Origin of the sequence: Myxococcus sp. MxC21-1 (assembly GCF_032612255.1) — a bacterium.
GTDB lineage: Bacteria > Myxococcota > Myxococcia > Myxococcales > Myxococcaceae > Myxococcus > Myxococcus virescens.
In genome coordinates this window covers 5,570,178-5,593,526 of record NZ_CP123278.1, presented here as the reverse complement: position 1 = coordinate 5,593,526, position 23,349 = coordinate 5,570,178, and the positions used below count along the sequence as shown (strand labels likewise).

At 67.5% G+C, this 23,349-nt stretch carries 18 protein-coding genes; 7 read left to right on the top strand and 11 right to left on the bottom strand.

Annotation, left to right across the window (positions count from 1 at the left end):
- Positions 1-58: 58 nt before the first annotated feature.
- From QEG98_RS24610 to QEG98_RS24600, 3 genes are all read right to left on the bottom strand, one after another.
- Positions 59-2,254 carry a glycosyltransferase gene (locus QEG98_RS24610; RefSeq protein WP_316563061.1) on the bottom strand — a complete coding sequence of 732 codons (2,196 nt, stop codon included), beginning with the start codon at positions 2,252-2,254 and terminating at the stop codon, positions 59-61.
- 126 nt (positions 2,255-2,380) lie between these two features.
- The gene (locus QEG98_RS24605) at positions 2,381-2,710 is read right to left on the bottom strand and encodes a hypothetical protein (protein WP_316563060.1); all 330 of its coding nucleotides are present in this window, start codon (positions 2,708-2,710) and stop codon (positions 2,381-2,383) included.
- Between the two features lie 168 nt (positions 2,711-2,878).
- Complete coding sequence (locus QEG98_RS24600; protein ID WP_316563059.1) at positions 2,879-4,507, bottom strand: glycosyltransferase; 1,629 nt, start codon at positions 4,505-4,507, stop codon at positions 2,879-2,881.
- Between the two features lie 120 nt (positions 4,508-4,627).
- Between QEG98_RS24600 and rfbB the strand changes: the two genes are divergently transcribed.
- The 5 genes from rfbB (at position 4,628) to QEG98_RS24575 (ending at position 9,441) form a co-directional block, all read left to right on the top strand.
- Complete coding sequence (gene rfbB, locus QEG98_RS24595) at positions 4,628-5,653, top strand: dTDP-glucose 4,6-dehydratase (protein ID WP_316563058.1); 1,026 nt, start codon at positions 4,628-4,630, stop codon at positions 5,651-5,653.
- Positions 5,654-5,656: 3 nt separating this feature from the next.
- Complete coding sequence (locus tag QEG98_RS24590) at positions 5,657-6,559, top strand: SDR family oxidoreductase (protein WP_316563057.1); 903 nt, start codon at positions 5,657-5,659, stop codon at positions 6,557-6,559.
- 15 nt (positions 6,560-6,574) lie between these two features.
- Complete coding sequence (gene rfbA / locus QEG98_RS24585; RefSeq protein WP_141588788.1) at positions 6,575-7,456, top strand: glucose-1-phosphate thymidylyltransferase RfbA; 882 nt, start codon at positions 6,575-6,577, stop codon at positions 7,454-7,456.
- A complete protein-coding gene (gene rfbC / locus QEG98_RS24580; RefSeq protein ID WP_316563056.1) occupies positions 7,453-8,004 on the top strand; it encodes a dTDP-4-dehydrorhamnose 3,5-epimerase in 552 nt (183 codons plus the stop codon). Before rfbA ends, rfbC begins: the two co-directional genes overlap by 4 nt.
- Positions 8,005-8,085: 81 nt before the next feature.
- Positions 8,086-9,441 carry an MFS transporter gene (locus QEG98_RS24575; protein ID WP_316563055.1) on the top strand — a complete coding sequence of 452 codons (1,356 nt, stop codon included), beginning with the start codon at positions 8,086-8,088 and terminating at the stop codon, positions 9,439-9,441.
- Between the two features lie 10 nt (positions 9,442-9,451).
- On the opposite strand, the gene QEG98_RS24570 is transcribed toward QEG98_RS24575, so the two are convergent.
- Positions 9,452-10,504, bottom strand: coding sequence for a hypothetical protein (locus tag QEG98_RS24570; protein WP_316563054.1), 1,053 nt, complete (start codon positions 10,502-10,504; stop codon positions 9,452-9,454).
- 156 nt (positions 10,505-10,660) lie between these two features.
- Between QEG98_RS24570 and QEG98_RS24565 the strand changes: the two genes are divergently transcribed.
- Together QEG98_RS24565 and QEG98_RS24560 are read left to right on the top strand one after the other, a co-directional pair.
- Positions 10,661-11,110, top strand: a complete 450-nt coding sequence (locus QEG98_RS24565) for an SRPBCC domain-containing protein (RefSeq protein ID WP_316563053.1) — start codon at positions 10,661-10,663, stop codon at positions 11,108-11,110.
- A gap of 112 nt (positions 11,111-11,222) precedes the next feature.
- Positions 11,223-13,184, top strand: a complete 1,962-nt coding sequence (locus QEG98_RS24560; protein WP_316563052.1) for a DUF4185 domain-containing protein — start codon at positions 11,223-11,225, stop codon at positions 13,182-13,184.
- 6 nt (positions 13,185-13,190) lie between these two features.
- On the opposite strand, the gene QEG98_RS24555 is transcribed toward QEG98_RS24560, so the two are convergent.
- The 7 genes from QEG98_RS24555 to QEG98_RS24525 form a co-directional block, all read right to left on the bottom strand.
- Positions 13,191-14,510, bottom strand: coding sequence for an MFS transporter (locus tag QEG98_RS24555; protein WP_316563051.1), 1,320 nt, complete (start codon positions 14,508-14,510; stop codon positions 13,191-13,193).
- Entirely contained in the window at positions 14,507-15,409 is a 903-nt protein-coding gene (locus tag QEG98_RS24550) for a cupin-like domain-containing protein (RefSeq protein ID WP_316563050.1), read from the bottom strand. Before QEG98_RS24550 ends, QEG98_RS24555 begins: the two co-directional genes overlap by 4 nt.
- 23 nt (positions 15,410-15,432) lie before the next feature.
- Positions 15,433-17,199 carry a radical SAM protein gene (locus tag QEG98_RS24545; protein WP_316563049.1) on the bottom strand — a complete coding sequence of 589 codons (1,767 nt, stop codon included), beginning with the start codon at positions 17,197-17,199 and terminating at the stop codon, positions 15,433-15,435.
- A gap of 41 nt (positions 17,200-17,240) precedes the next feature.
- Entirely contained in the window at positions 17,241-18,215 is a 975-nt protein-coding gene (locus QEG98_RS24540; protein WP_316563048.1) for a hypothetical protein, read from the bottom strand.
- Between the two features lie 111 nt (positions 18,216-18,326).
- Positions 18,327-22,193 (bottom strand): amino acid adenylation domain-containing protein, encoded by a 3,867-nt coding sequence (locus tag QEG98_RS24535; RefSeq protein ID WP_316563047.1) that lies wholly within the window; start codon positions 22,191-22,193, stop codon positions 18,327-18,329.
- Positions 22,090-22,890: a condensation domain-containing protein gene (locus QEG98_RS24530; RefSeq protein ID WP_316563046.1), complete on the bottom strand. Its 801-nt coding sequence runs from the start codon at positions 22,888-22,890 to the stop codon at positions 22,090-22,092. The genes QEG98_RS24535 and QEG98_RS24530 overlap by 104 nt, the downstream gene beginning before the upstream one ends.
- Positions 22,803-23,324 carry a phosphopantetheine-binding protein gene (locus tag QEG98_RS24525; RefSeq protein WP_316563045.1) on the bottom strand — a complete coding sequence of 174 codons (522 nt, stop codon included), beginning with the start codon at positions 23,322-23,324 and terminating at the stop codon, positions 22,803-22,805. The genes QEG98_RS24530 and QEG98_RS24525 overlap by 88 nt, the downstream gene beginning before the upstream one ends.
- Positions 23,325-23,349: the final 25 nt, after the last annotated feature.

Below are 23,349 nucleotides of genomic sequence, written 5' to 3'. Positions count from 1 at the left end.
CACTTCCTGTAGATGGACTTGAGGGTGGCTTGAGTGTGCATTGCTTTGAGTGGATGCCTCATGAGGCCCTGGGAGGGCGCCGGACTCGAAGTCTGGAGAGGAGTTGGTGGCGGAGCGGCCGGGAATCATCCGGGTCGTTGAGTAGTCGTTGGGCGGTGCGACGAACCAAGGTATGAACAGATTCGAATCGCTTGAGTGTGCTGTTGACCCTGTCGGCGACCTGCGTCAGGAGTGGAGCGGGGGCGGCGTTGGCCATGCGGATGCTGGCTTCTTGTCGGTGGGCGCGTCCTAGATGCATGCGGAGTGCGCGCTCCGGGTGGAGCGGCAGCGTGGGGTGCTTCTGGCACAGGTAGGCCATCAGCGCATAACGGTCGTTGACGCGCATGCTGCGAGTCATCGAGTCCGGACGCAGCCGGTAGTGGAAGAGCGGCTCCGGGATGATGGAGCCCGTGAGGCCTCGCTCCGCCAGGGAACAGAAGACGTCCCAGTCCTCGTAGGCCGTGAGCCATTCGTCGTAGCCACCAACCTCTTCCACGCGCCGCCGTTCCATCAGCGCTGTGCAGGTGGAGGCTACGTTCTCCGCAAGCAGGGCGTCGCGCTCGGTGCCCCAGGGAATCCAGCCACCCACCGGCGCGTCCGGGCTGTCGACGAAGTAGGAGACGAGGGAGGAGACGTATGCCAACCCTGGCGTGCTCTCCATCACCGCAACGGCCTTCTCCAGGAATGTGGGATGGATGAGATCATCTGGATCCAGCGGAAGGATGTACCGGCCTCGTGCGGCGCGCAGCCCGACATTCCTCGCCGAGCTGAGCCCTCCGTTCGGCTTGCGAAGGATGCGGACGTCCGCTGCATCGAGCGCGTCCAGTACGGCAATGCTATCCGGATCGGTGGAGCCATCATCCACGATGATGATTTCGTAGTCGGTGAATGTCTGTGCACGGATGGAGCGCAGCGTCTCCGGCAGGTAGCTCCCCATGTTGTAGTAGGGCACCAGAATGGACACATGGCGCGAGGTGCCGGGTGTAGCGCGGGGCGCGGCGCCAATGGGGCCAGGGTGGCGACTCGGCATGGCATCCGCCACTGTGGCCTCGAACCGGCGGACGAAGCTCGACGGCGCGCAATGCGAAGCGATGCGAGAAGGAGCTGCCTGACGAGCAGTTGCGCGGAGCGTGGACGAGGAAAGGGCCTGGCCGAGCATGGCTGCCAGATGCGCGGAGTCATCAGCCCGGAAGAGCAGACCGCTTTGGCCGTGCTCGATGAGTTCAGCAATGCCTCCGGCATCGCTGCCAACCACGAGTGCTCCGGCCGCCATGGCCTCCAGGCACACGTTGGAAAAGCCCTCCCACCGGGAAGGGATACAGCACACCGTGGCGCCAGTGAGGGTCGGGCCCAGTTCGGAGTCAGCACGCCCGGGGCCAAAATGGAATCTGCTCCTCCAAGCGGGCGCGATGCGCTGTTCCAGCCAGTCCCGCATGGATCGTCCGCAAGGGCCGGTGCGGGTGTCTTCGCCCACGAGGTGGACCTCCGCGGAGAGACCTCGGTCGAAGAGGGACTGCATGGCCTCGACGAGCAGGTGGACGCCCTTCCGGTACTCCAGGCTTCCGAAGTACAGCACTCGAGGTGGGCTGTCGCCTGCAGTCGGCGCGGTGGCGGAGCGCGGGGGGGGCTGGAAGGGAGGCGGAAGCACGAGACCGGTGTCCTTCATGCCCAGCCGAATCCGTGCACGTTCCAGGGCGGCCGCGGAGGGAGCGAGCACGAGGTCTGCTTCACGGATGGCGCTGTCCTCCATGTGCTCCCGCTGTGCGGCGTCCATGTCCAGCGCGGCAATTCGGTTGAGCCACAGCCGGTCGTGGCTGGAGTCGTGCAAACGCACCGCGAGGACCGCGGTGCGGAAGTGTCCCAGCGTCCGCCGGGCGCGCATCGCGAAGTAGCCCTCACCTTCGGTGTCAGGAAATTCGATGACGTCGAAGGGATGGCGCGTGTGGAGCTCCAGGACGCTCCGGTACGCCGACCACGCGTGGCGAAGGGCTTCGTGTGGGAACGCGCCTCGGAGGTCCGTCTCGCGCTCATCGACAGCGTGGACGCGGACATTGGAGAGGAGTGCCTTGGCCTGCTGCTCGGCCGCGTGGGCCTTCGTGAGGACGTGCACCTCGTGGCCCTCGGAGACGAGGGCTCGGCTCATCTGGGTGACGTAGGTCCCGAATCCATTTCCAGCGAAGGGGGTGAGTTCTTTGTAGACGAGACAGATTCGCAAGGACCTGACCTTGGGCAGGGACAGCACCGAATGGACAGGGCATACACCCGAACGGCGGCCCGCCTCAACGGTGCCTCGGCCTCAACGGTGCCTCGGCCTCAACGGTGCAACGCTCGCCCTTCGTTGTCAGCGCTTTCGTTTCGGAGGCCGCTTCGGTGTCCCCGCTGGAGCGGGTTCGTGGCGCTCGGCAGTGACATGGCCCGTGCCTTCGAGCTTCGCCAGCCTGCGCTCCAGCTCTTTGCGCCATGCGGCCTGGGCTCGGGCCTGCTCACGCTGAACGTCGTGCAGGGTGGCCAGCGCGTCGAGGATGGACTCGTTGAACTCCACCTGCTTGCGCAGCACTTCGTTGATGAAGGGCTGGAAGGTGAGCCGGAAGGCGCGCTTGGCCAGGACGAGCGCCGTGCCTGTGAAGCCTCCCCGGTGGGAGGTCGCCGGTTCCGCGTAGCGGCTGTCCATCTTCCCACGCGCCTCCTGGAGCAGCGCGGGCCAGGGCGCGGGCGTGGGGGGCGGGCCGCCGCGTCCAGCGTCTGGCGAAGCGCCTCCTGGGCTTCATCGGAGGGCGTGGGCAGTTGCTGTGTTTCGCGCGCCACGGCCTCGGCCGTGGGGCTGCGCGTGATGAGGTCTTCAGGTCGCACGTGGGAGGACTCCCGTTGAAGCCAGCGTCGTGAGCAGTGCCTGCAATGCCGTCTCGACGTGAGCCGGCTCCTCCACCACCAACCTGCCACCTAGGTGCTCCCGAACGGACGTGAGCAGGGCCGGCTGGCTGGCAGGTGCACAGACGCCCCAGGCTCGCGCGGAGACATGGGGCAGCAGTGTCTGCGCAGACACCGTGTCCGCGCTCAGCAGCACCACGGGCGCGCTCGAAGCCCGCACCGCCGTCTCCAGCGCGGAGGACCCCGGTAGGGTTGAGTCCACCGGTTGGTCGGGCGTGAAGTGCGTCACCGCGACACCGTCGTCGCTGATGGGCTCCGGCGTCAGGGACGCGTCCTCTCCCCACGGGCGCAGGGCAAGCACCCGGGCACCCGGCAGGCGCTCCGCCAACCGGCGGGCCAGACGCGAGGCTGGCTCCTCGGGCCGTACGGTGAAGCCCGGGCAGACGAGTTCCACGGTGGCCGCCGTCGTCGTGGCCACCGGGCGCCGCGGCGCCGTACCGGAGCAGATGCCTTCAAAGGCCACGCGGACCTGTTCGGCTACGGCCTCCTGCGACAGCTCGGCGATGCGTTCACGTTGCGCGGTGATGACCTGCGCGCGCAGCCCGGCGTTGCGGTCCAGCACGGCGAGCAGCTTCGCGACCTCGCGAGGCTCGTCCGAGCGCGTGGCGAGCCCCGCGCCGCCCATCGTCTCCGGCACGGCGGCGGCGCCGTAGGCCACCACGGGAACGCCCCGGTACATGGCTTCCAGCAGCGGCACGCCGAAGCCCTCGTGGCGGCTCATGGAGAGGTATGCGGACGCCGTGGCGAAGCAGGCGGAGAGCTGCGCGGCGCTGACGCGTCCCAGGAAGCGGACCTGCTCGGCGCCCAGCACGTCCTTCAACCCATGAAGATAGGCGCCGTAGGCCCCATCCCGGTGCAGGTATCCCGCGACGACGAGCCGGCTGCGGGGCTGGTAGAGCCGCTGGTACGCGGTGAAGACGCGCAGCACGTCATCCACCTTCTTGCTGGGCACCGCGCGGCCCACGAAGAGGATGTTGGACATGCCGTCGTCCAGCTCAGCCTGGAGCGCCGGGTCCGGCGCCGTGTCGAACGCCGCCCAGTCGATGGCGAAGGGCAGCACCGCGACGTTCGGATAGCCCGCGGCCACCAGCTCCTCGGCGCTGAAGCGCGAATAGGCGAAGGCCGCTTCGACGTGGGGACGCAGCGCCAGCAGTTCATCCCGGGCGGCGTCACACGCGGCGGCCACTTTCCGCTCGAAGCCCTCGAACAGTCTCGCGGGCGTCACGTTGTGGTAGACGAGCACCTTGCGGCCTGGGCTCTTCGCGATGCGTGGCACCAGCCGCGACTCGAAGCTGTGATGCACCAGCAGGACGGCGTCGCGGTCCGCTTCCCGCGCGTAGTCGCGCATCGGGCGGACCTGGTCCTTGCAGGCGTCGTCCCAGGCGTCGGCGTAGATTTCGGAGGCGTGGCCCCAGCGGCGCAGCAGGCCCTGGAGATAGCGCACCTGATTGCCCACGGCGTCGCCCCAGGCGAGCCGAGGGAGCACCTGGTGGATGGCGGGAAGCCCGGTCCGGCGGGCAGGGGGGCGCGGTATGCTCACGACCGGTTCCCTTACCCCCGTGCAGGGCCGCCCACAAGCCTGGCTTCCCTCGCGCCTTGACGGTCGTGGACCCCTTCGATACGCAGGCGCTCGCTCCGAGCGCACGAGGTCCACGGGACAATGAACGTACTGGTGACAGGTGGCTGTGGCTTCATCGGGTCCAACCTCGTGAAGTATCTGCGCCGTGAGCGGCCTGCCTGGACGGTGGTCAACCTCGACAAGCTCACGTACGCCGGCAACCTGGAGAGCCTGTCCGAGCTGGAGGGCGACCCCCAGCACGTCTTCATCCGGGGCGACATCGGCAATCGCGAGCTGGTGGAGCACCTGATGTCCGTGCACGCCATCGACGCGGTGATGCACCTGGCGGCGGAGAGCCACGTCGACCGCTCCATCCTCGGGCCGGAGGTGTTCGTCACCACCAACGTGCTGGGCACCCAGCAGCTCCTGGAGGCCAGCCGCGCCCGCGGCGTGAAGCGCTTCCTCATGGTGTCCACCGACGAGGTCTACGGCTCGCTGGGGCCCACGGGCGCCTTCACCGAGTCCTCGCCGTTGCAGCCCTCCAGCCCGTACTCGGCCAGCAAGACGAGCGCCGACCTGGTGGCGCTCGCGTATCACCACACGTTCAACCTGGACGTCGTCGTCACGCGCTGCTCGAACAACTACGGCCGCTACCAGTTCCCCGAGAAGTTGATTCCGTTGATGGTGGTGAACGCGCTGCACGACAAGCCGCTGCCGGTGTACGGCGACGGCGGCAACGTGCGCGACTGGCTCCACGTGGAGGACCACTGCCATGCGCTGCTATTGGCGCTGGAGAAGGGCCGGGCCGGCGAGGTCTACAACATCGGCGGCGGGGCGGAGCGGCGGAACATCGACATCGTGAAGGCGATCCTGGGCCTCGTGGGCAAGCCGGAGTCGCTCATCCAGTACGTGAAGGACCGGCCGGGACATGACCGGCGCTACGCCATCGACCCGTCGAAGATTCGCGCGGAGCTGGGCTGGACGCCCGCGCACACCTTCGAGCAGGGCCTGGCGGAGACGGTGCGCTGGTTCGTGGACCACCCTGCGTGGTGGCAGCGCGTCACGAGTGGCGCCTATCGCCAGTACTTCGAAACGCAGTACCGCACGCGCCTGCAGGGGAGGGCCTGAGCCATGCGCTTGCTCGTCACGGGGTCCAACGGGCTGGTGGGCAGCCGCGTGTGTTCCTTGCTCCACCAGGGCGGGCATCAGGTGGTGGGCCTGGGCCGAGGTGCCCGGCGCACGGGCGGAGCGTATGGCTACGCGAGCGTGGACCTCACGCGCGAGGCGGACGTCGCCGCCGCCGTGGAGACCGCCGCGCCCGAGGTGGTCATCAACTGCGCCGCCATGACGGAGGTGGATGCCTGCGAGAAGGACCCGGAGGCCGCGTACGCGGGGAATGTCACCGCGGCCGCCGCCGTGGCGCGGAGTGCTCGCAAGGCCGGGGCGCACCTGGTGCACGTGTCCACGGACTACGTCTTCGACGGCGAGGCCGGGCCCTATTCCGAGGACGCGATTCCGAATCCTCGCGGCGTGTACTCCGTGACGAAGCACATGGGGGAGCAGGCCGCGCGGGTGCTCGCGCCCGGCTGCACCATTGCTCGCACCGCCGTGGTGTATGGCTGGCCTCCGGTGGAGGGCCGGCTCAACTTCGGTGCCTGGCTGGTGACGTCGCTGGAGAAGGGGCAGCAGGTGCGCCTCTTCGAGGACCAGATGGTGTCGCCCAGCTTCGCGGACAACGTGGCCGCCATGCTGGTGGAGCTGGGGACGCGGCGGCTGGGTGGAGTGTGGAACACTTGCGGCGGAACGGTCATCGACAGGGTGGGCTTTGGCCGCGCACTGTGCGAGGTGTTCGGGTTCGACGCGAGGCTCATCGTCCCCACCCGGATGGCGGAGCTGAAGCTCGCCAGCCCCCGCCCGCTCAAGAGTGGTCTGCGCACCGACAAGGCCCGTGCCGAACTTTCCGTTCCTCCCTTGGCGCTCGCGGAGTCCTTGTCGCGCTTCCATGCGACCTGGCTCGCGGCTCGGGGACACTGAAGTGCCGAGGTGGACATGAAAGGCATCATCCTCGCCGGTGGCTCGGGGACGCGGCTGTACCCACTGACGCGCGTGGTCAGCAAGCAACTGCTGCCCGTGCATGACAAGCCGATGATCTACTACCCCCTGAGCACGCTGATGCTCGCGGGCATCCGGGACGTGCTGGTCATCTCCACGCCGCAGGACCTGCCGCGCTTCCAAGAACTGCTGGGCAGTGGCGACCAGTGGGGCATGCGCTTCAGCTATGCGGAGCAGCCCAGGCCGGAGGGACTGGCCCAGGCCTTCGTCATCGGCCGGGACTTCGTGGGCGCTGACAGCGTGTCGCTGGTGCTGGGCGACAACATCTTCTACGGCCACGGCCTGAGCGAGCTGGTGAAGCGCGCGGCGTCGCGTACCTCGGGCGCGACGGTGTTCGGGTACTACGTGAAGGACCCGGAGCGTTACGGCGTGGTGGAGCTGGACGCGAAGAACCGCGCGGTGAGCCTGGAGGAGAAGCCGCTGAAGCCGAAGTCCAACTACGCCGTCACCGGGCTGTACTTCTACGACAACCAGGTGCTGGACATCGCCGCGGGCCTCAAGCCGAGCAAGCGGGGCGAGCTGGAGATTACCGACGTCAACGCGGAGTACCTGCGACGCGGCCAGCTCGACGTGGAGCTCATGGGGCGCGGCTACGCGTGGCTGGACACCGGCACGCACGAGTCGCTGATGCAGGCGTCGAACTTCATCGAAATCATCGAACGCCGCCAGGGCCTCAAGGTGGCGTGCCCGGAGGAGATTGCGTTCCGCATGGGGTACATCGGCGCGCAGCAACTGCTGACGCTGGCCGAGCCCATGCTCAAGAACGACTACGGCCAGTACCTGCGAGCGCTCGCGGAGAACCGGGGGGCCGTTTCGTGAAGGTGACGCCGCTGGAGATTCCGGATGTGCTGCTGCTGGAGCCCAAGGTCTTCGGTGATGACCGCGGCTTCTTCATGGAGATGTTCCATGCGGCGCGGTACGCGGCCGTGGGCATCCCCGGGCCCTTCGTGCAGGACAACTACTCGCGCTCGGCGAAGGGGACGCTGCGGGGCCTGCACTTCCAGGAGCCGCAGGCCCAGGGGAAGCTGGTGCAGGTGTTGGCGGGCGCCGTGTACGACGTCGCGGTGGACGTGCGGCGCGGCTCGCCCACCTTCGGCCAGTGGGTGGCGGTGGAGTTGTCCTCGGACAACCGCCGTCAGCTTTGGGTTCCGTCGGGTTTCGCCCACGGCTTCTGCGTGGTGAGTGACTCCGCGGACTTCCACTACAAGTGCACCGCGCTCTACGCGCCGGAGACGGAGCGGAGCGTCGTTTGGAATGACCCGGACCTGGCGATTCCCTGGCCGGTGAGCGAGCCGCGGTTGTCGCCCAAGGATGCCCAGGCCCCGAGACTCCGCGACGCGCCCTTGCTTCCGGAGTACGTGGGCTGAACAGTGCCTGGGCATCCGGCTTCCAGCAACGCTGAGGCAGTTGGAGATGCTCCAAGGGGCTCGCGGCTGGCCTCGATTGCGGTGGCCAGCGCGCTGTTCATGGAGTTCGTGGACTCCACCGCGCTGTCGACCGCGCTGCCCCGGTTGTCGCAGGCGTTTGACACCGACCCCATCCATCTGAAGCTGGCGCTGACGTCCTACATCCTGGCGCTGGCGGTGCTCGCGCCCGCGAGCGGCTGGGTGGCGGACCGGTTCGGACCCCGTCGCGTCTTCATGTTCGCGATGAGCGTGTTCCTGCTGGGCTCGGTGCTCTGCGGCTTCTCTCAGTCGCTGACCCAGTTGGTCATCTTCCGCACCCTCCAGGGGCTGGGCGGTGCGTTGATGACGCCCGTGGGGCGCATCATCGTGGTGAGCTCGGCGCCGCGAGAGCGCCTGGTGGCGGCCTTGAGCTGGTTCACCATGCCGGCGCTCGTGGGCCCGCTGGTGGGGCCTCCGCTGGCGGGCCTCATCCTGGGCGTCGCGGACTGGCCGTGGATTTTCTTCATCAACGTGCCCGTGGGCATCCTGGGCATGCTCGCGGTGGCGCGCTTCGTTCCGCCGCTGCACCAGCCGGACCCGGGGCCCTTCGACACGCGGGGCTTCGTGCTCGTGGCCGTCGCCATCACCACGCTGATTGGCGCGGCGGAGACGGTGGGCATCGGGCTGATGCCGCTGCCGTTGCAACTGGGGCTCGCGGCCGTCGCGTTCTCGTCGCTGGGGGCCTACGTGTGGCACGCGCTGCGCGTGGAGCGGCCCGTGTTGAATCTCCGGTTGCTGCGCATCGACACCTTCCGGGCCAGCCTGATTGGCGGAACCCTGACGCGCATGGGCCTGGGGGCGTCGCCCTTCCTCCTGCCGCTGCTGTTTCAGGTCGGCCTGGGCTGGACGCCCGTCGAGGCAGGGCTGGTGACCATCGGCGGCGGCGTGGGCGCGCTCGCCTGCAAGTCGGTGGCGCCCTACATCATCCGGCGATTCGGCTTCCGGCAAACGCTCATCTTCGCCAACCTGGCGTCCGCCGTCCTGACCGCGCTGCCGGCCATCTTCCGGAACAGCACGCCGATTCCGCTCATCGTTGGCGTGCTCATGGTCAGCGGATTCATGCGCTCGATGCAGTTCACCGCGATCAACACCGTGGCGTATGCGGACATCCCTCCGGACACGGTGAGCGGCGCGTCCACGCTGTCCGTGGTGACGATGCAGATGGCGCTGGGGTTGGGCATCAGCTTCGGCGGGTTGATGCTGCACCTGGCGCGCGGCGCTGGCGAGGCGCCGTTGACGCCGGACCGCTTCGTGCTGCCGTTCATCGCGGTGGGCATCATGTCGTCGCTGGCCGGACCGCTCTATCGCCGGTTGTCGCCCAATGCCGGGGCGCACATCGGGGGCCGCAGGGTGGGGTGAGCCGAGCGGCTCATGTGCCCGAGCGAAGCCACTCCGCGAGTCTTGCGCGTTTCTTCCCGCGAAGGTTCGTCATCAACGCGCTGTCGTTGAAGTTCCACGCCGCGCCGAGGCGCTTGCCTGTGCGCGCAACCCAATCAGGAAGTTGCATCAACTCGCATGCGCCAAGTCCCAGGATGTCCTTGTGCAGCTTTTCGTTGTCGAAGTGGGTGTCGCTCCAGGCGTTTCTATCGAGGCCATCCTTTCGGGATGTCTGCCAGACACTGAACCAGCGAGGGGAGCGGCTATCCACGTTGATGTTGCAATGATGGACGAGAGAGTTCGTCGCCTGGGTGTCCCCAGCCAGAAGGTAGGTCCTGAACCAGATGGCATCCAGCTCACCGAAGCCCAGGTGCCGCGCCAGGTCGAGCGCGGGCGAGCGCGCGCGACGTCCCTGGAGCAGGGCCTCCATTCGCGCGAACAGGTCGTCCATCACGGGGGTGGAGCGCGCGTGCTTGCGCAAGTCCTCCAGACGGTCCAACTCCCAGCCCTGGCTCTGCACGGCCCGCTCCACATGGGGAATGAGCGCATCGACCGAGGCGTCCGATGCATCCACCGTCAGCACGGCCAGCATGTCCAGCGACACCTGCTCACAGGCCACGACAGCGGTCTGGATGGCCTGGAGCAAGGACGGGGTGTTCGCCAGCGCCTGGAACTTTGCTTTGCGCTGCTTCGATCCCCACGCATAGGTCGTCTCCAGGTCGAGCAGGCCCTGGAGTGCTGCCTTCCAGGTCGCTCGGAGCTCGTCGTCGGAGGCTTCTTGGGGGACCGCTTCGCGTAGGAAATAGGCGTGGGGCCGGGAGTCGGCTTCGAGGCGACCCAGGAGCGCGCGGATGACAGGGGCAGGGAGCTGCTGGCAGTTACGCCCGAATGACCAGAGGGACGCGGGCTGCCCGTGAATGAGACTCAACGCGGCGTGTGACGCAAGGTCGGGGTCCACATCCGCAGGCAGTGTCTTGAGCGTCTTGGTGAACTGCTCCCAGTTCTGGCGGACTGGCGCGCGGAGAATGGATTCCACTTCCGCCACGGTGGGGCGCTGAGGCATGCCCCAGGCTCTACCAGAAACGCCCCGGGCTCACCCGTGACGAAGGTCAACCGAGTGGTTGTTCATCGCCAAGGCCGGGAGTATGTTGAACCATGTGGTTTACCAAAGGCGCCAACCCTCGGATGGAAAGGAAGAGCCATGTCCTCAGCACAGAGCGTCCAGGTTCGCGTCACACGGCGTTTCAACGCGTCGCCGGAGCGGGTGTTCGACGCCTGGCTCGAGCCGGAGATGGTCGGCCAGTGGATGACCGGGCCGACGGTCCGGGACGAGGAGGTGCTGCGGCTCGCCATCGACCCGCGCGTGGGCGGCAAGTTCTCCTTCCTCGTACGGCGGGCCGGAGAAGAAATCGACCACGTGGGCACGTACCTGGAGCTCGACCGGCCGCGCCGGCTCGTCTTCACCTGGCACATCGACAAGGAGGGGGACGAGCTCAGCCGCGTGACGGTGGAGATCTCCCCTCGCGACACCGGCTGTGAGCTGACCCTCACCCACGAGATGGACGCGAAGTGGGCCGACTACGCGAGCCGCACGGAGCAGGGCTGGGCCACCATGATTGACGTGCTCATCCGCGTGCTGGCGCAGGGCTGACACTCCAGTCGCCGGTCGTGTCTTGATTTAAAGGTTAATCTCGTTATGCGACTAGAGTCGCCTCTCCCGTCCGGGTTGCACCGTGACAACCAGAGAGGTGGCCATGAAGCGCATGACGACATGGAAGCGGACGTTCCTGCTGCACGCCACGTGGGCGCTCCTGTGGGGCACCCCGGCGGCGGCCGTAACGCCGTCGAACGTGACGAAGGTCTCCCGGGTGACAGGCGCGACACCCGCCGGTGAGCTGCTGCCGAACCCGAACCAGACGCACACGAACCACGACGTCCATGGGACGGACCTGGGCATCGTCTGGGACAAGGGCGGTGGCGAGGTGTTCGTCCTGTTCGGGGACACCTTCGGCGCGGGCTGGTGTGGCAATGGCGGCTGTGGGGGCGGCTGGCGCAGCAACGTCCTGGCGCGTTCGTCCGATACGAATCTGGCCGACGGCTTGTCCTTCTCCTCCATGATTCAGGACGGGCCTCAGCATGCGAAGGAGATCCTCGCGTCCCGGAAGGTCAACTTCGACGAAATCACCGTCATCCCCACCGCGGGCGTCACCATCGGCTCGCGGCACTACATCCACTACATGTCCATCCACCACTGGGGGGAGGCGGGCATGTGGTTCACGAACCATGCGGGCATCGCGTACTCGGATGACCAGGGGCAGAACTGGGTGAAGCACCCGACGGCGCGTTGGCAGAACACGCCGGCCTGGACGAACAACTTCCAGATGGCGGCCTTCGTCAGGAACGGCGGGTTCGTCTACATGTACGCGACGCCGAACGGCCGCTTTGGAAACGTCCACCTGGCCCGCGTGCCGGAGACGGCGCTGCTGGACATCAACGCCTACCGCTACTGGGATGGAAACGGATGGAGCGTGTCGCAGGCGGCGGCGCGGCCCGTCGCCATTGGCATCGCGGGTGAGTTGTCCGTCTCGTACCACGCGCCGCTCGGGCGCTTCCTGATGACGTACCTGAACGAGCACCGGCAGGCGGTGGTGATGCGTGACGCCGCCACGCCCACGGGGCCCTGGAGCGGAGAGAAGGTGCTCGCCAGTGGAGCCGTGTACCCGGGCCTCTACAACGCGTTCATCCACCCCTGGGGCAACACCGGAAACTCGCTGTACTTCGTCATGTCCCAGTGGACGCCGTACAACACCTTCCTCATGCGGGCCTCGCTGGCTCACGACGCGCACAGCGACAACCTGCTCTCCGAGCCCGGCTTCGAGACACAGGCGGCCACGCGGGTGATGGCGCCCTGGTATCTGCAAGGCTCGGGCGGCGTGGACCGGGCGCTCGGCAATGCGCGCAGTGGGCAGGACAACGGCTTCGTGTACGCGAGCAGCGGTTGGAATGCGCTCAAGCAGAGCGTCGTCGTCCAGCCCTACACGGACTACACGCTGCGCGGCTGGGTCCGCAGCTCCGCCAACAACACCGCGGGCTACTTCGGGGCTCGTGGGCCGGGCAATGGCCCCATCCTGGGCGAGGTGCCCTTCGGCGCGCTGGGGGCGTACACGGAGCAGGTGGTCCACTTCAACTCCGGGCCGAACGCGCTCATCGAGGTGTATGGCGGCCTCTGGGCCGACAACGGCGATACCTGGATGCAGCTCGATGACGTCAGCCTGACGCGCGGGAGCAATCTCATCCACCAGGCGGGCTTCGAGCAGCAGTCCACGAACAACGCCACGTCGCCCTGGTACACCGAAGGCAAGGCGGGCATCGACCGGGGACTCGGCTATGCGCGCACGGGCACCAACAACGCCTGGGCGCGGAACGACACGGGGTGGAATGCCGTGAAGCAGGAGGTCGCGGTGACGCCGAACACCCAGTACACGCTGACGGGCTGGGTGAAGACGTCCACCAACCACGCGGATGGCTACTTCGGCGCGCGGCTGCTCCGGGGCGGGCCCATCCTCAACGAGGTGCGCTTCGCACAGCCGTTGGGCAACTACACGCAGTTGTCGGTGTCGTTCAACTCCGGCGCCCAGCACAGCGTGGAGGTGTTCGCGGGGATGTGGGCGAACAACGGCGACACCTGGATTCAGGTGGATGATCTGACGCTGACGCGGAACTGAGGCCCCCTACCGCGAAGGCGGGGAAACGGCCCCGGTGAAGGGGGTGCCGGGTGGCGTCTCCTCGACTTCGCGGACGTGGCGGGCGGTATAGCCCCGCACCGCCGCGATGAGCGTCAAGAGGCCGGCGGCGATGAAGCACAGCGCGATGCCCCGGCTGCGCGCATCGAGTTGTTCCAGCGGCCCGAAGAGCGCGGGGATGGAGAAGGAGACGCCGTCCAGGTGGTCCGCCATGACGCCCGCCGCAAGGTACGCCAGCGGCTGAACGGACCAGGCAATCATCCCGCGCATGGCGAAGACGCGCCCCCGGAGTGCGGCGGGGACCTGCCCCTGCCAGATGGCCTGGCTGCTTGCATCCATGATGGGGATGCAGAAGCCGGCCATGAAGGTGCAATACCCGAGCATCCTCAGGGTGGGGAACAGCCCTGCGAGCACCACGACCGTCCCCAGGCCCATCCCGACGCCGAGCACCCCATGAATGCGGTTCTTCGGCCCTCCCCACGCGGTCATCACGACGCTCCCCAACAGGAGCCCCAGGCCCCCCGTGGACAGCAGGCCCGCGAGAACGGCCGGGTTGGCGATGTCCAGGACCAGTGGAGGAAGCAGCACCTGCATGGCGGAGAGCGAACAGTTGGTGATGACGGAGAACGTGAGCAGACCGAGCAGACCCCGGCGTTCCTTGAGGTAGTTCCACCCTTCGAGGGCTTGTTGCAGCGCGGATGTGCCCGCATCCGAGGAGGGCCCGCCCCCAGCGGGCAGGCTCCGAATGAGCGACAACGTGGTGATGGCGGCCAGGAAGCTGATGAAGTCGATCAAGACCACCGTGCCCAGGCTGGTGGCGCTCATCAGGAACCCCGCCAAGGGGGGGGCGATCAGGGGCACGGCGGCATCGCTCGCCTGGACGAGGCCGTTGGCTCGGCCCAGGTGCTTCGCGGGGATGAGTGCTGGGGTCAGGGCGGTGTACGACGTCCGCTGGAACGCACCGCTCACCGACGCGATGGCAGTGCCCACGTAGACGTGCCAGGGCGCGAGCTGCTCCAACGAGATCAGAATGGCATAGACGAGGGTGACCAACCCCGCGCCGCAATCTCCCAGACGCATCGCGTTCCGGAGATCCCAGCGATCCACCAGCACCCCCACGATGGGTGCCACGAGCACCCCGGGCAGGATGGTCAGCACGGAGATCAGCGCGAAATCCGTGACCGAGCTGGTGAGGCCATACACCCAGAGCCCCAGGGCGAAGCTGGTCAGGGCGCTGCCGAGCTTCGACACCGTCTGGCCGCCCCAGATGATGGCGAAGCGCAGCACGCCGTTCCCTGACTCGCTCATCGCTGCTCAGACGCGGGGGACCTGCGGTGCAGGGAGGAATAGGCCTCTTGCAGCTTCATCCCCAGGGCAATGCGTGCCGCCACGGGACCGACGCGAACCGCTGACGGGATGTCCCACCACCAGAGGTTGTACGCGATGGAGGGGGACACGGTGTGGACGCGATGCCACCAGTTCACCGGCAGGAAGAGCAGGTCGCCCGGTTCGAGGATGAAGTCGTAATCTGGCCGGAGCCCGCTCGCGGTCATCCGCTTCGCCGCTCCCACCTCGAGGTCCATTCCGCTCAGGTCCGCGGCCCAGTCGAGCGGTGCCGGTTGGAGTCGCCGGGCCTGGTGGGGCGCATAGAGTTGCCAGCGCTTCTGGCCGGAGAGCTGGGCGTAGAGGTTGTGGGCGCGATCCCTGTGAAGCTGGGCGAAGGTGCCGCGCGGGGCAATCCAGACCGAGGACTCGGTGAGGCGGTTCAGCCACCGGGGGGCATAGTCCGGGAATCGGGCGTCCTCTCGCAGGGAGGGGACGGCCCGAAGCAGCGATGGACCCACCAGGTGGTTGATCTCCTCCGGCCGCTTCCCCAGCATCGTGTCCGCGACTTCGTCCAGGTCGCTTTCGAGCGGAAGCGCCGAGGAGGCCCCCACCTCGTCCAGATAGGTGGACAGCTTCATCCGCCGTGCGCCGCCCAGGGGCTCCGAAGTGCCTGGCAGGGCGCCCCACTTGTAGAGCGCCGACCTGACGGTGATCTCGACGCCACCGTGCATGGCGCGGAACCACTCGAACGTCCACTTCGAGAAGGCGGGCCATGCCTGGACGGCGCCGGTGAAGATGACCGGTTGTCCCGCCTTCTCCCACGACGCGATGAAGTGCTCGCGGGAGACGAGCGGAACCCGGGGGATGGCCTGCGGCATCATGGCGTGCTCCTCCAGCCTCCGCGCTACTGCACCGTCACCGCCGTCTCGAGGCCGCGCCGTTTCAGGTCCAGGATCAGCAGGTCGAGCGACATGTTCTCGTCGTTTGTCGAGAAGATCTTGTTCTCGTTGAGGTACTGCGACATCTCGTTGATGAAGCTCTCGATGTACTCGACCTTCCGCGGGTAGTCGTCCTCGTCCGCGTAGCCCAGCAACGAGTCGAACGAGCTGGACCGCTCGTAGCGCTTGCGGAAGGGGGACTTGGAGTAGTCGCGCGAGGTGATTTCGAGCGGGGTGAAGAGGCGCAGCTCGAGCCGCCCTCGGACCGTGAAGAAGGGGCGGACCTTCTTCTCCAGCACGTTCTTCCGCAGGAAGTCCACGGTCATCTTGAGCTGATCCACGGTCTCGCCGGGATAGTTGTGGAACAGCATCAGCTTGTTCACGATCCCCTTCTGGCTGCTGATGTCGAGGATGTTCTGCACCTGCCGGATGGAGACCCCCTTGATCATCTTCTTGAGGACTTCCTGCGAGGCGGACTCCAGGCCCCATTCGATGACGCGGATGCCGGCCTTGTGCCAGAGCTCCAGGATCTTCTCGTCGGTGAACTGGGGCTCGAAGCGGGCGTAGGTGAGGATGTTCACGTCGAGGCCGCGCCGGATCAGCTCCTCGGCGATGGCCGTACCCTCCTTCACCTCCAGCATGTCATCCACGAAGTGGAAGAAGCGCGTGTTGTAGCGCTTCGCCAGCAGCTCGATGATGTCCACCGTCTTCACGGCGTCATTGCTGTAGTAGCCAGAGTACGTCTTGTAGTGGTTGCAGAACGTGCACTTGGCGAAAGCGCAGCCGCGCGAGGTGGACAAGGGCAACGTCGGCAGCAAGAACTTGTCGAGGTCGTAGCCATCGAAGTCCGGCCGGAAGATCGAAAGCTGGATGTCGTGGCGCGGCTCGTTGACCTTGATGTGGCCTTCCGCGTCCCGGTAGACGACGCCGTCGAGCTGCTCCACGGGCTTGCCGCGCAGGAACTCCAGGAAGGTGGTCTCCGCTTCCTTGAGGAAGGCGTAGTCGATGCAGTCGTTGTTCTTGAGGTACTCCTCCTTGAAGGTGGAGGCGTCCGGTCCCCCGACGGCGATCTTTCCCTGGATGAGCGGCTTGAGGCGCCGGGCGAACCAGAGGGTGGCCTTGCGCTGAATCTGGATGACGGAGAAGCCCACCACGCGCGGGTTGAGGGCCGCCACCTCCCGCACCTTCTGGTGCAGGAAGTTCGTCACCGGGTTGTCGATCTCTCCGCCCGCTTCGTCATAGGTCAGCGCCAGATCGATGACGATGTGCAGCATCCCGGTCAGCACGAAGATGAGCGAGGCGAGGCTGCTCTCCTGCTCGTCGCAGAAGACCTCTTCGTACTTGCGGGCCTGGAGCTTCTGCTTCACCTGTTCGACCCTGGCGAAGCCAATCTGGTTGTCGATGTAGTGCAGGTAGACGAGCGCGTTGCGAATGCGATCGAAGTCCGCCGGGATGTCGATGTGCGCCTTGGCGAGCTCAGGGAGGAACCGGTAGGCCAAGTCCTTCAGCATCTCCTCCGTGAGGAGGAAATCCCGGAGCAGCACGTTGACGTCCTGCTGCTTCACCTTGAAGAAGTTCTTCCTCAGCGCTGCCGTCAACGTGGGCACCGCCAGATGCGGATAGTCCATGTTGTGGTTTGGCATCTTGAGGAGGACCGCGTCGGTGCGGCGCTCGCGGGCGGCCGGCGTGTCGGCGTTGTCCTTCCCAGGCTGGGCGGCGTTGTCGTCGGCCATGGACGGATTGCTTGCCATCGGTGTACCCCCGTGTAGTTGATTCAGCTCTTGCGTCCCTTGTCGGTCGCGAGCTCCAACGAGGTGCGCTCCAGGATCCACCTGTTGTCCACGAAGACGGGGGACTGGCACTCGTAAGTGTCGGCGATCGAATCCAGATCAAACTCCAGCACCACGCTGTTGCTGCTGTGCCGCCACTCATTGTACTGGCCCAGCGAGGCATACCGCTCGAGGAAGGCCTGGTCGAACGCGGCGATCCGGGCCTCCACCGCGGCCTCCACCCCATAGCTCGCGCGCAGCTTCGCGATATCGGCTTCGACGGACTGCTCCTGGTTCATGATGCGCGCGAGGTGCCACAGCTCCTTCAGCGCGTAGAAGTGCTTCACGAAGCCGCCCCGGCTCAGGTTCACCGAGTCGTTCAGCTGCGGCCAGCGGGACCAGAGTTCGGCGAGGGCGCTCGCCAGTTGCGCCGAGTCGTCGCCACCGGCCGTGAAGGGGACCTCAATCACCGGGAAGCGAGTCAGGAGGGCTCGATCCTCCGGGCTCTCGGAGAGCTTCCGCAGCTCGGAGAGCAGCGCCGGGAGCGTCTGGGGCAGCCGCTCGGCGGTGATGCAGAACCGGAAGTCGATGATGTAGCGCCGCAGGAGGGCGGCCGTGGACCGGAGGCTGTCCGCCAGGCCGGAGAAGTTGTCACGGTCCGTCAGGTGCGGCAGCAGCATGAGCTTCGGCAGCCGGCAGTCCAGGCGGGTGAGGAGATCGACGAACGACGCATCCGGTTGCGCCGGGCTCAAGATCTTGAAGTTCGGGTCCGGCTTCTGCGAGTCCTTGCGGTCCCGGAACACGCCAATGATCTGCTCGAGCTGTGCGCGTACCTGCGCGTTGTCGTGGGGCACCACGAGGAATGCTGTCAGGTGCGCATAGTGTGTGTTGTGGTACCAGCGCAGCTCCTGCTCTATCCGCGCGAGGAGGCTCTGCTCATCCTGGACAGGGAGGACATACTCGACGATTCGCTTACGCAATCTTCCTCCACCTTACAGATGGCGGGCTGTTCACGATTCACAGGAATTATAACGGTCGGCGGGCGTCAACGCTACCGGGGCCATTCGCGCTGCGCTGCGTCGGCGCCGGGGCTATCCCTCTTCTCCGGGGCGCCGCGGGGTGAGGGGTTTGGGTTTGATGCGGCGCAGCCGATCGAAGTCCGAGGCGCGGCGTGTGTCTTTGAGGACGTCTTCTTGCTTGCGCTCGGTCTCCGTCTGGAGGTCCAAGCGGGCCAGGCTCCTGTCCGCCCCGCCGGCGAGCTGCCGCAGGAGCAGCTCGTATTGCCGGTGCATCCGCGCAATGGTCGCCTCGTCGAAGATGTCGGCGTCGTAGCTCCACGAGGCCTCGAGCCCGCCGTCGTGCTCCGTGAGGATGACGACGAGGTCGAACTTCACCGCGTCGAAGTTGGGCGTCACCTGGCTCAAGCTCAGGTTCCCGAGCCGGAGCGGTGGCAGCGGCGTGTTCTGCAACACGAAGAGAATCTGGAAGATCGGGTTGTAGCTCAGTGAACGCTCAATCCCGAGCTCGTCCACGACGCGCTCGAAGGGCACGTCCTGGTGCTCGTAGGCCTCGAGCGTCAGCGTCCTGACGCGCTGAAGGAGCTCCTGGAAGGAGAGGGAGCCTTGAACCTGGCACCGGAGCGCGAGGGTGTTGACGAAGAACCCGATCAAATCCTCGGTGAGCGGGTGGGCCCGGTTCGCCAGGGGAACCCCCACCACGACGTCCTCGCTGCCCGTCAGCCGGTGAAGCAGCGTGTAGAAGGCCGCCAGCGCGGTCATGAAGAGCGTCGTCCCCTCCTGTCTTCCGAGCTTCTGGAGCGCTTCGGTGTCCTGGGGGCTGAGCCGTCCAACGACGAGCTTGCCGCGGTGGCTCGGAACTTCAGGCCGTGGGAGCGCGGAGGGTAACGCGAGCCGCGCGGGGGCTCCTGCCAGCCGCTGGCGCCAGTATTGGAGCTGGCGCTCGAGGAGCTCGCCCTGGAGCCAGTGCCGCTGCCAGTACGCGAAGTCGGCATATTGGATGGGCAGGGGCGGCAGCGGGTTCTGCTGGCCTGCGCTGAACGCCTCGTAGAGCGCTGTCATCTCGCGGAAGAGCACTCCCAGTGACCAGCCGTCCGAGACGATGTGGTGGAGCGTCACCAGCAAGGCGTGCTCCTGTTCGTCCAACCGCAGCAGGCGAACGCGCAGCAACGGGGGCTCGGCGAGGTCGAACGGCCGCTCCGCCTCCGCTTTCTCGATCTCCCGGGCACGCGCCTCGCGCTCGCCCGCGGGCAACGCGCGGAGATCCTCGACCGGCATCTTCAGCGTCAGCGCCGGCACGATGCGCTGGACCGGGCGTCCCTCCTGGGACTCGAACGCGGTGCGGAGCACCTCGTGGCGCTCCAGCAGCGTCTCCACGCATCGCTCGAGCACCGCCACGTCGAGCGCGCCGGTGAGCCGCAGCGCTCCCGGGATGTTGTACGTCGAGGCGTGCGGCTCGAGCTGGGCGAGGAACCAGAGCCGTTGCTGCGAGTAGGACAGTGGCAGGGGGGCGCCCCTGTCCACTGGGGAGAGCGGCCGTGAGGCGGCCTGTCGGGAGCGGCTTGCCGCCTCGATTCGCTCCGCCAGCGTGGCCACGGTGCCGCCTTCGAACAACGACTTCAACGGCAGCTCGATGCCGGTGGTTTCACGCACCCTCGACAGGAGCCTTGTCGCCAGCAGCGAGTGTCCACCCAGCTCGAAGAAGTTCTCGTGAATTCCGACGTGGGTCCTTCCGAGCAACTCGCGCCAGAGCGACACGAGGGTCAGCTCGGCCGCGGTGCGAGGTGCGCTCAGGGCGCCTCCAGCCTCTGGGCTGTCCAGAGGCGCTTGGGCAAGCACCCGCCGGTCGACCTTGCCGTTCGGGGACAGGGGCAGTGCGTGGTGGAACACCACGGCGGATGGAATCATGTGCTCGGGGAGCTGGGGCTCCAGGTAGCCCCGCAGGTCGCCGGAGGTGAGGGCGGAGGCGTCCCGGAGGACGACATGCGCCACCAACCGCTTGGTGTCCGCGCGCTCCCCGGCCGCCACCACGGCGGCGTCGCGCACTGCAGGGTGCCTGAGCAAGGTGGCCTCCACCTCACCGGGCTCAATCCGGAAGCCGCGGACCTTCACCTGACTGTCCACCCGGCCGAGGAACTCGATGCGCCCATCGGCCCTCCAGCAGGCGAGGTCTCCCGTCCGGTACATGCGGCTGCCCGGCTCGCGGCTGAACGGGTCCGGCAGGAACCGCTCCGCGGTCAGGTCGGCATGCCCCATGTACCCACGCGCGAGCCCGTCGCCCGCGCAGTACAGCTCGCCGGGAACTCCGATCGGCACGGGTTCGAGCTCGGCGTCGAGGACATGGACCCGCGTGCCCGTGACAGGCGCGCCGATGGGGACCGGTGCCGTGGCCTCCTCCAGCGTCTCCATGGGGTGGCAGCAGGTGAACGTGGTGTTCTCCGTGGGGCCATAGCCGTTGATGAGCCGGAGCCCGGGGTGACGCTCGAGCACGCGGCGCACGTGGGCGGGGGAGAGCACGTCTCCGCCCGCGAGGAGCTGCCGCACGCCCGAGAGCGCCTCAAGGTGGTGCTCCACCACGTTGTGAAAGAGCCCGGCGGTCAGCCACAGCGTGGTGACCCGGTGCCTTGCCAGCGTGTCCTCGAGGCGCTCGAGTGGTGTCCCGTCGCCGGGGAACAGGACCAGGCGGCCCCCGTTCAGCAGCGGCCCCCAGAGCTCCAGCGTCGCGGCATCGAACGAGAATGGCGCGAGGTGGAGGAAGGCATCCTCCGAGGACAGCGTCACATAGTTGGGGGCGGTGACGAGGCGGACCACGGCCCGGTGGGGGATGCAGACGCCCTTCGGCTGGCCGGTGGAGCCCGACGTGTACATGACATAGGCGAGGTTCTCGGCTCCCACCGCGTCCGGCACGCCTCCCGCGGGCTCACCGGCGATGGACGGCCATCCGGCGTCGAGGCAGAGCCGGTCCGCGAGGGTGCCCTCGAGCATTGGCTCCAAGGCCTCCTCGGTGAGGACCAGCCTCGCGTCCGCGTCCGTCAGCATCCGCGTGAGGCGCTCCCGTGGGTGGCCCGGCTCGAGAGGCAGGTATGCCCCCCCTGCCTTCAGGATGCCCAGCATGCCGATCACCCTCTCGAACGAGCGGCGCACATACAGCCCCACCCGGGTATCGGGTCCAACGCCGCGGCGCCGGAGGTGATGCGCGAGCTGATTGCTGCGTCGCTCCAGCTCCCCGTACGTCAATCGCTGGTCGTCCAACTCGACGGCGACGGCGTGTGGAGTCCGGGTGGCCTGCTCCGCGAAGCACTGGTGGATGGTCGCTTCACGCGGGTACCCACGCCCGGTGTCGTTGGCCCGGGTGAGCACCGCCACCTCCGGCTCGGTGAGCAGCGGGAGCCGCGCAATCGGCGCGCCAGGGTTCTCCAGCGCCCCCCGGAGCAGCCGCTCGAAGTGCTCGGCCATGCGGGACACCGCTTCGGTGGGGAGCCAGGTGGTGTCGAACTGCCAGCTCGCCACCCAGCCATCGCCCCTTTGTTCGATTTCGAGCAGGAGGTCGAACTTCGCCTGCTCGGGCAGCACCTCCTCGAAGGAGGTCTTCAGGCCCGGCAACGTGGGGCCCCCGCCGGGCGTGTCCCGCAGGAGGAACATGCACTGCAGGAAGGGCGGCCGGCTGGACGTGCGCACTGGCCGGACAGCCTCCACCAGCTTTTCGAAGGGAAGGTCCTGGTGCGCGAGGGCAGTGAGGGCCACCTCGCGTACCCGTGCCACGAGCTGATGGAAGGTGACGTGCGCGGGAACGTGGTTTCTGAGGACCAGGGTGTTCACGAAGAACCCGGCCAACCCTTCAAGCGCCTGATGGGGCCGCTGTGCCACCGGCGTGCCGACCACGAGATCTCGTTGCCCGGTGTGTCGGTACAGCAGCGCCTCGAATGCGGCGAGCATCGCCATGAAGGGCGTCGCGCCCTCTGCGTGGCAGAGCGCGTGCAACGAGGCCATCAGCGGCGCGGGCAGGGGCGCCGGACGACGCCGGCAGGACCTGGGACGCTGGAACGGGGCTGGCGGGAAAGGGGAGCTCGAGCTCCGCCGGTGCGCCCTCCAGTGTCCTCCGCCAATGCGCGAGCTGCCGCTCTCGCACTTCGTCATCGAGCCACCCGCGCTGCCACACCGCGAAGTCGGCGTACTGCACCTCCAGCGCTGGCAGCGCCGCCTCGCGTCCGGCGCTCCGGGCGTCATAGAACTCCGCGAGGTCCCGGAAGAGGATGTCGAGCGACCACGCGTCGCACACGATGTGGTGGAGTACCACCACCAGGCGGTGCTCCTCTTCGCCCAACCGAAGCAGCCGCGCGCGCATCAACGGCGCTCGTGAGAGCTCGAAGGGGCGGGCTGCCTCTGCGCGGACCAGCTCCTCCGCGCGAGCCTCCCGTTGCCCGGGAGGCAGCGCGCGCAGGTCGTCCACCTCGAAAGGCAGTTTCACCGCGGGCTCGATGAGCTGGACCGGTTCTCCATCCCGCTCGAGCAAGCGGGTTCGCAGGATTTCGTGCCGCCGGGGCAGCTCGCTCAGGGCGAACTCGAGCGCGGCGGCGTCGAGCCTTCCAAGGAGGTGGAGCGTCCCGGGCATGTTGTAGGCGGCGCTGCCGGGCTCCATCTGGGCCAGCAGCCACAGCCGCTGCTGCGCGAAGGACAGTGGCGGTGGTGTGCTGCGGCTGGCGCGGACGAGCGGCGGAGTGGCGCGGGGGCAGGGGTGTTTCCGGCCTGATCGATTCGCGCCGCCAGCGCGGCGATGGTGCCCTCCTCGAACAAGGCCCTGAGCGGCAGTTCCACCCCGAACGTGCTCCGGAGCCGGGCGAGGACCTGCATGGCCAGCAAGGAGTGGCCTCCCAACTCGAAGAAGCCCTGGTCGATGCCCACGCGGTCGAGCTGCAAGACGTCCGCCCAGAGCGCGGCGAGCACCGCCTCGGTCTTCGTTCGCGGCGCCTCGCCCTCGGTCGAGGAGGGCGGAGGGGGCAGGGCGCGCCGGTCCACCTTGCCGGAGGAGCCATAGGGGAAGGCGTCGAGCCGGACGATCGCGGCCGGCACCATGTAGGGGGCAGCCGCGCGGCCAGCT

Coding starts and splice junctions, on each gene's coding strand:
- QEG98_RS24530 (WP_316563046.1), bottom strand. CDS start 22,890: ATGGAGCCCGGCAGCGCCGCCTACAACATGCCCGGGACGCTCCACCTC.
- QEG98_RS24550 (WP_316563050.1), bottom strand. CDS start 15,409: ATGATGCCGCAGGCCATCCCCCGGGTTCCGCTCGTCTCCCGCGAGCAC.
- QEG98_RS24560 (WP_316563052.1), top strand. CDS start 11,223: ATGACGACATGGAAGCGGACGTTCCTGCTGCACGCCACGTGGGCGCTC.
- QEG98_RS24535 (WP_316563047.1), bottom strand. CDS start 22,193: ATGGCGATGCTCGCCGCATTCGAGGCGCTGCTGTACCGACACACCGGG.
- rfbA (WP_141588788.1), top strand. CDS start 6,575: ATGAAAGGCATCATCCTCGCCGGTGGCTCGGGGACGCGGCTGTACCCA.
- QEG98_RS24605 (WP_316563060.1), bottom strand. CDS start 2,710: ATGGACAGCCGCTACGCGGAACCGGCGACCTCCCACCGGGGAGGCTTC.
- QEG98_RS24555 (WP_316563051.1), bottom strand. CDS start 14,510: ATGAGCGAGTCAGGGAACGGCGTGCTGCGCTTCGCCATCATCTGGGGC.
- QEG98_RS24590 (WP_316563057.1), top strand. CDS start 5,657: ATGCGCTTGCTCGTCACGGGGTCCAACGGGCTGGTGGGCAGCCGCGTG.
- QEG98_RS24565 (WP_316563053.1), top strand. CDS start 10,661: ATGTCCTCAGCACAGAGCGTCCAGGTTCGCGTCACACGGCGTTTCAAC.
- rfbB (WP_316563058.1), top strand. CDS start 4,628: ATGAACGTACTGGTGACAGGTGGCTGTGGCTTCATCGGGTCCAACCTC.
- QEG98_RS24525 (WP_316563045.1), bottom strand. CDS start 23,324: ATGGTGCCGGCCGCGATCGTCCGGCTCGACGCCTTCCCCTATGGCTCC.
- QEG98_RS24545 (WP_316563049.1), bottom strand. CDS start 17,199: ATGGCCGACGACAACGCCGCCCAGCCTGGGAAGGACAACGCCGACACG.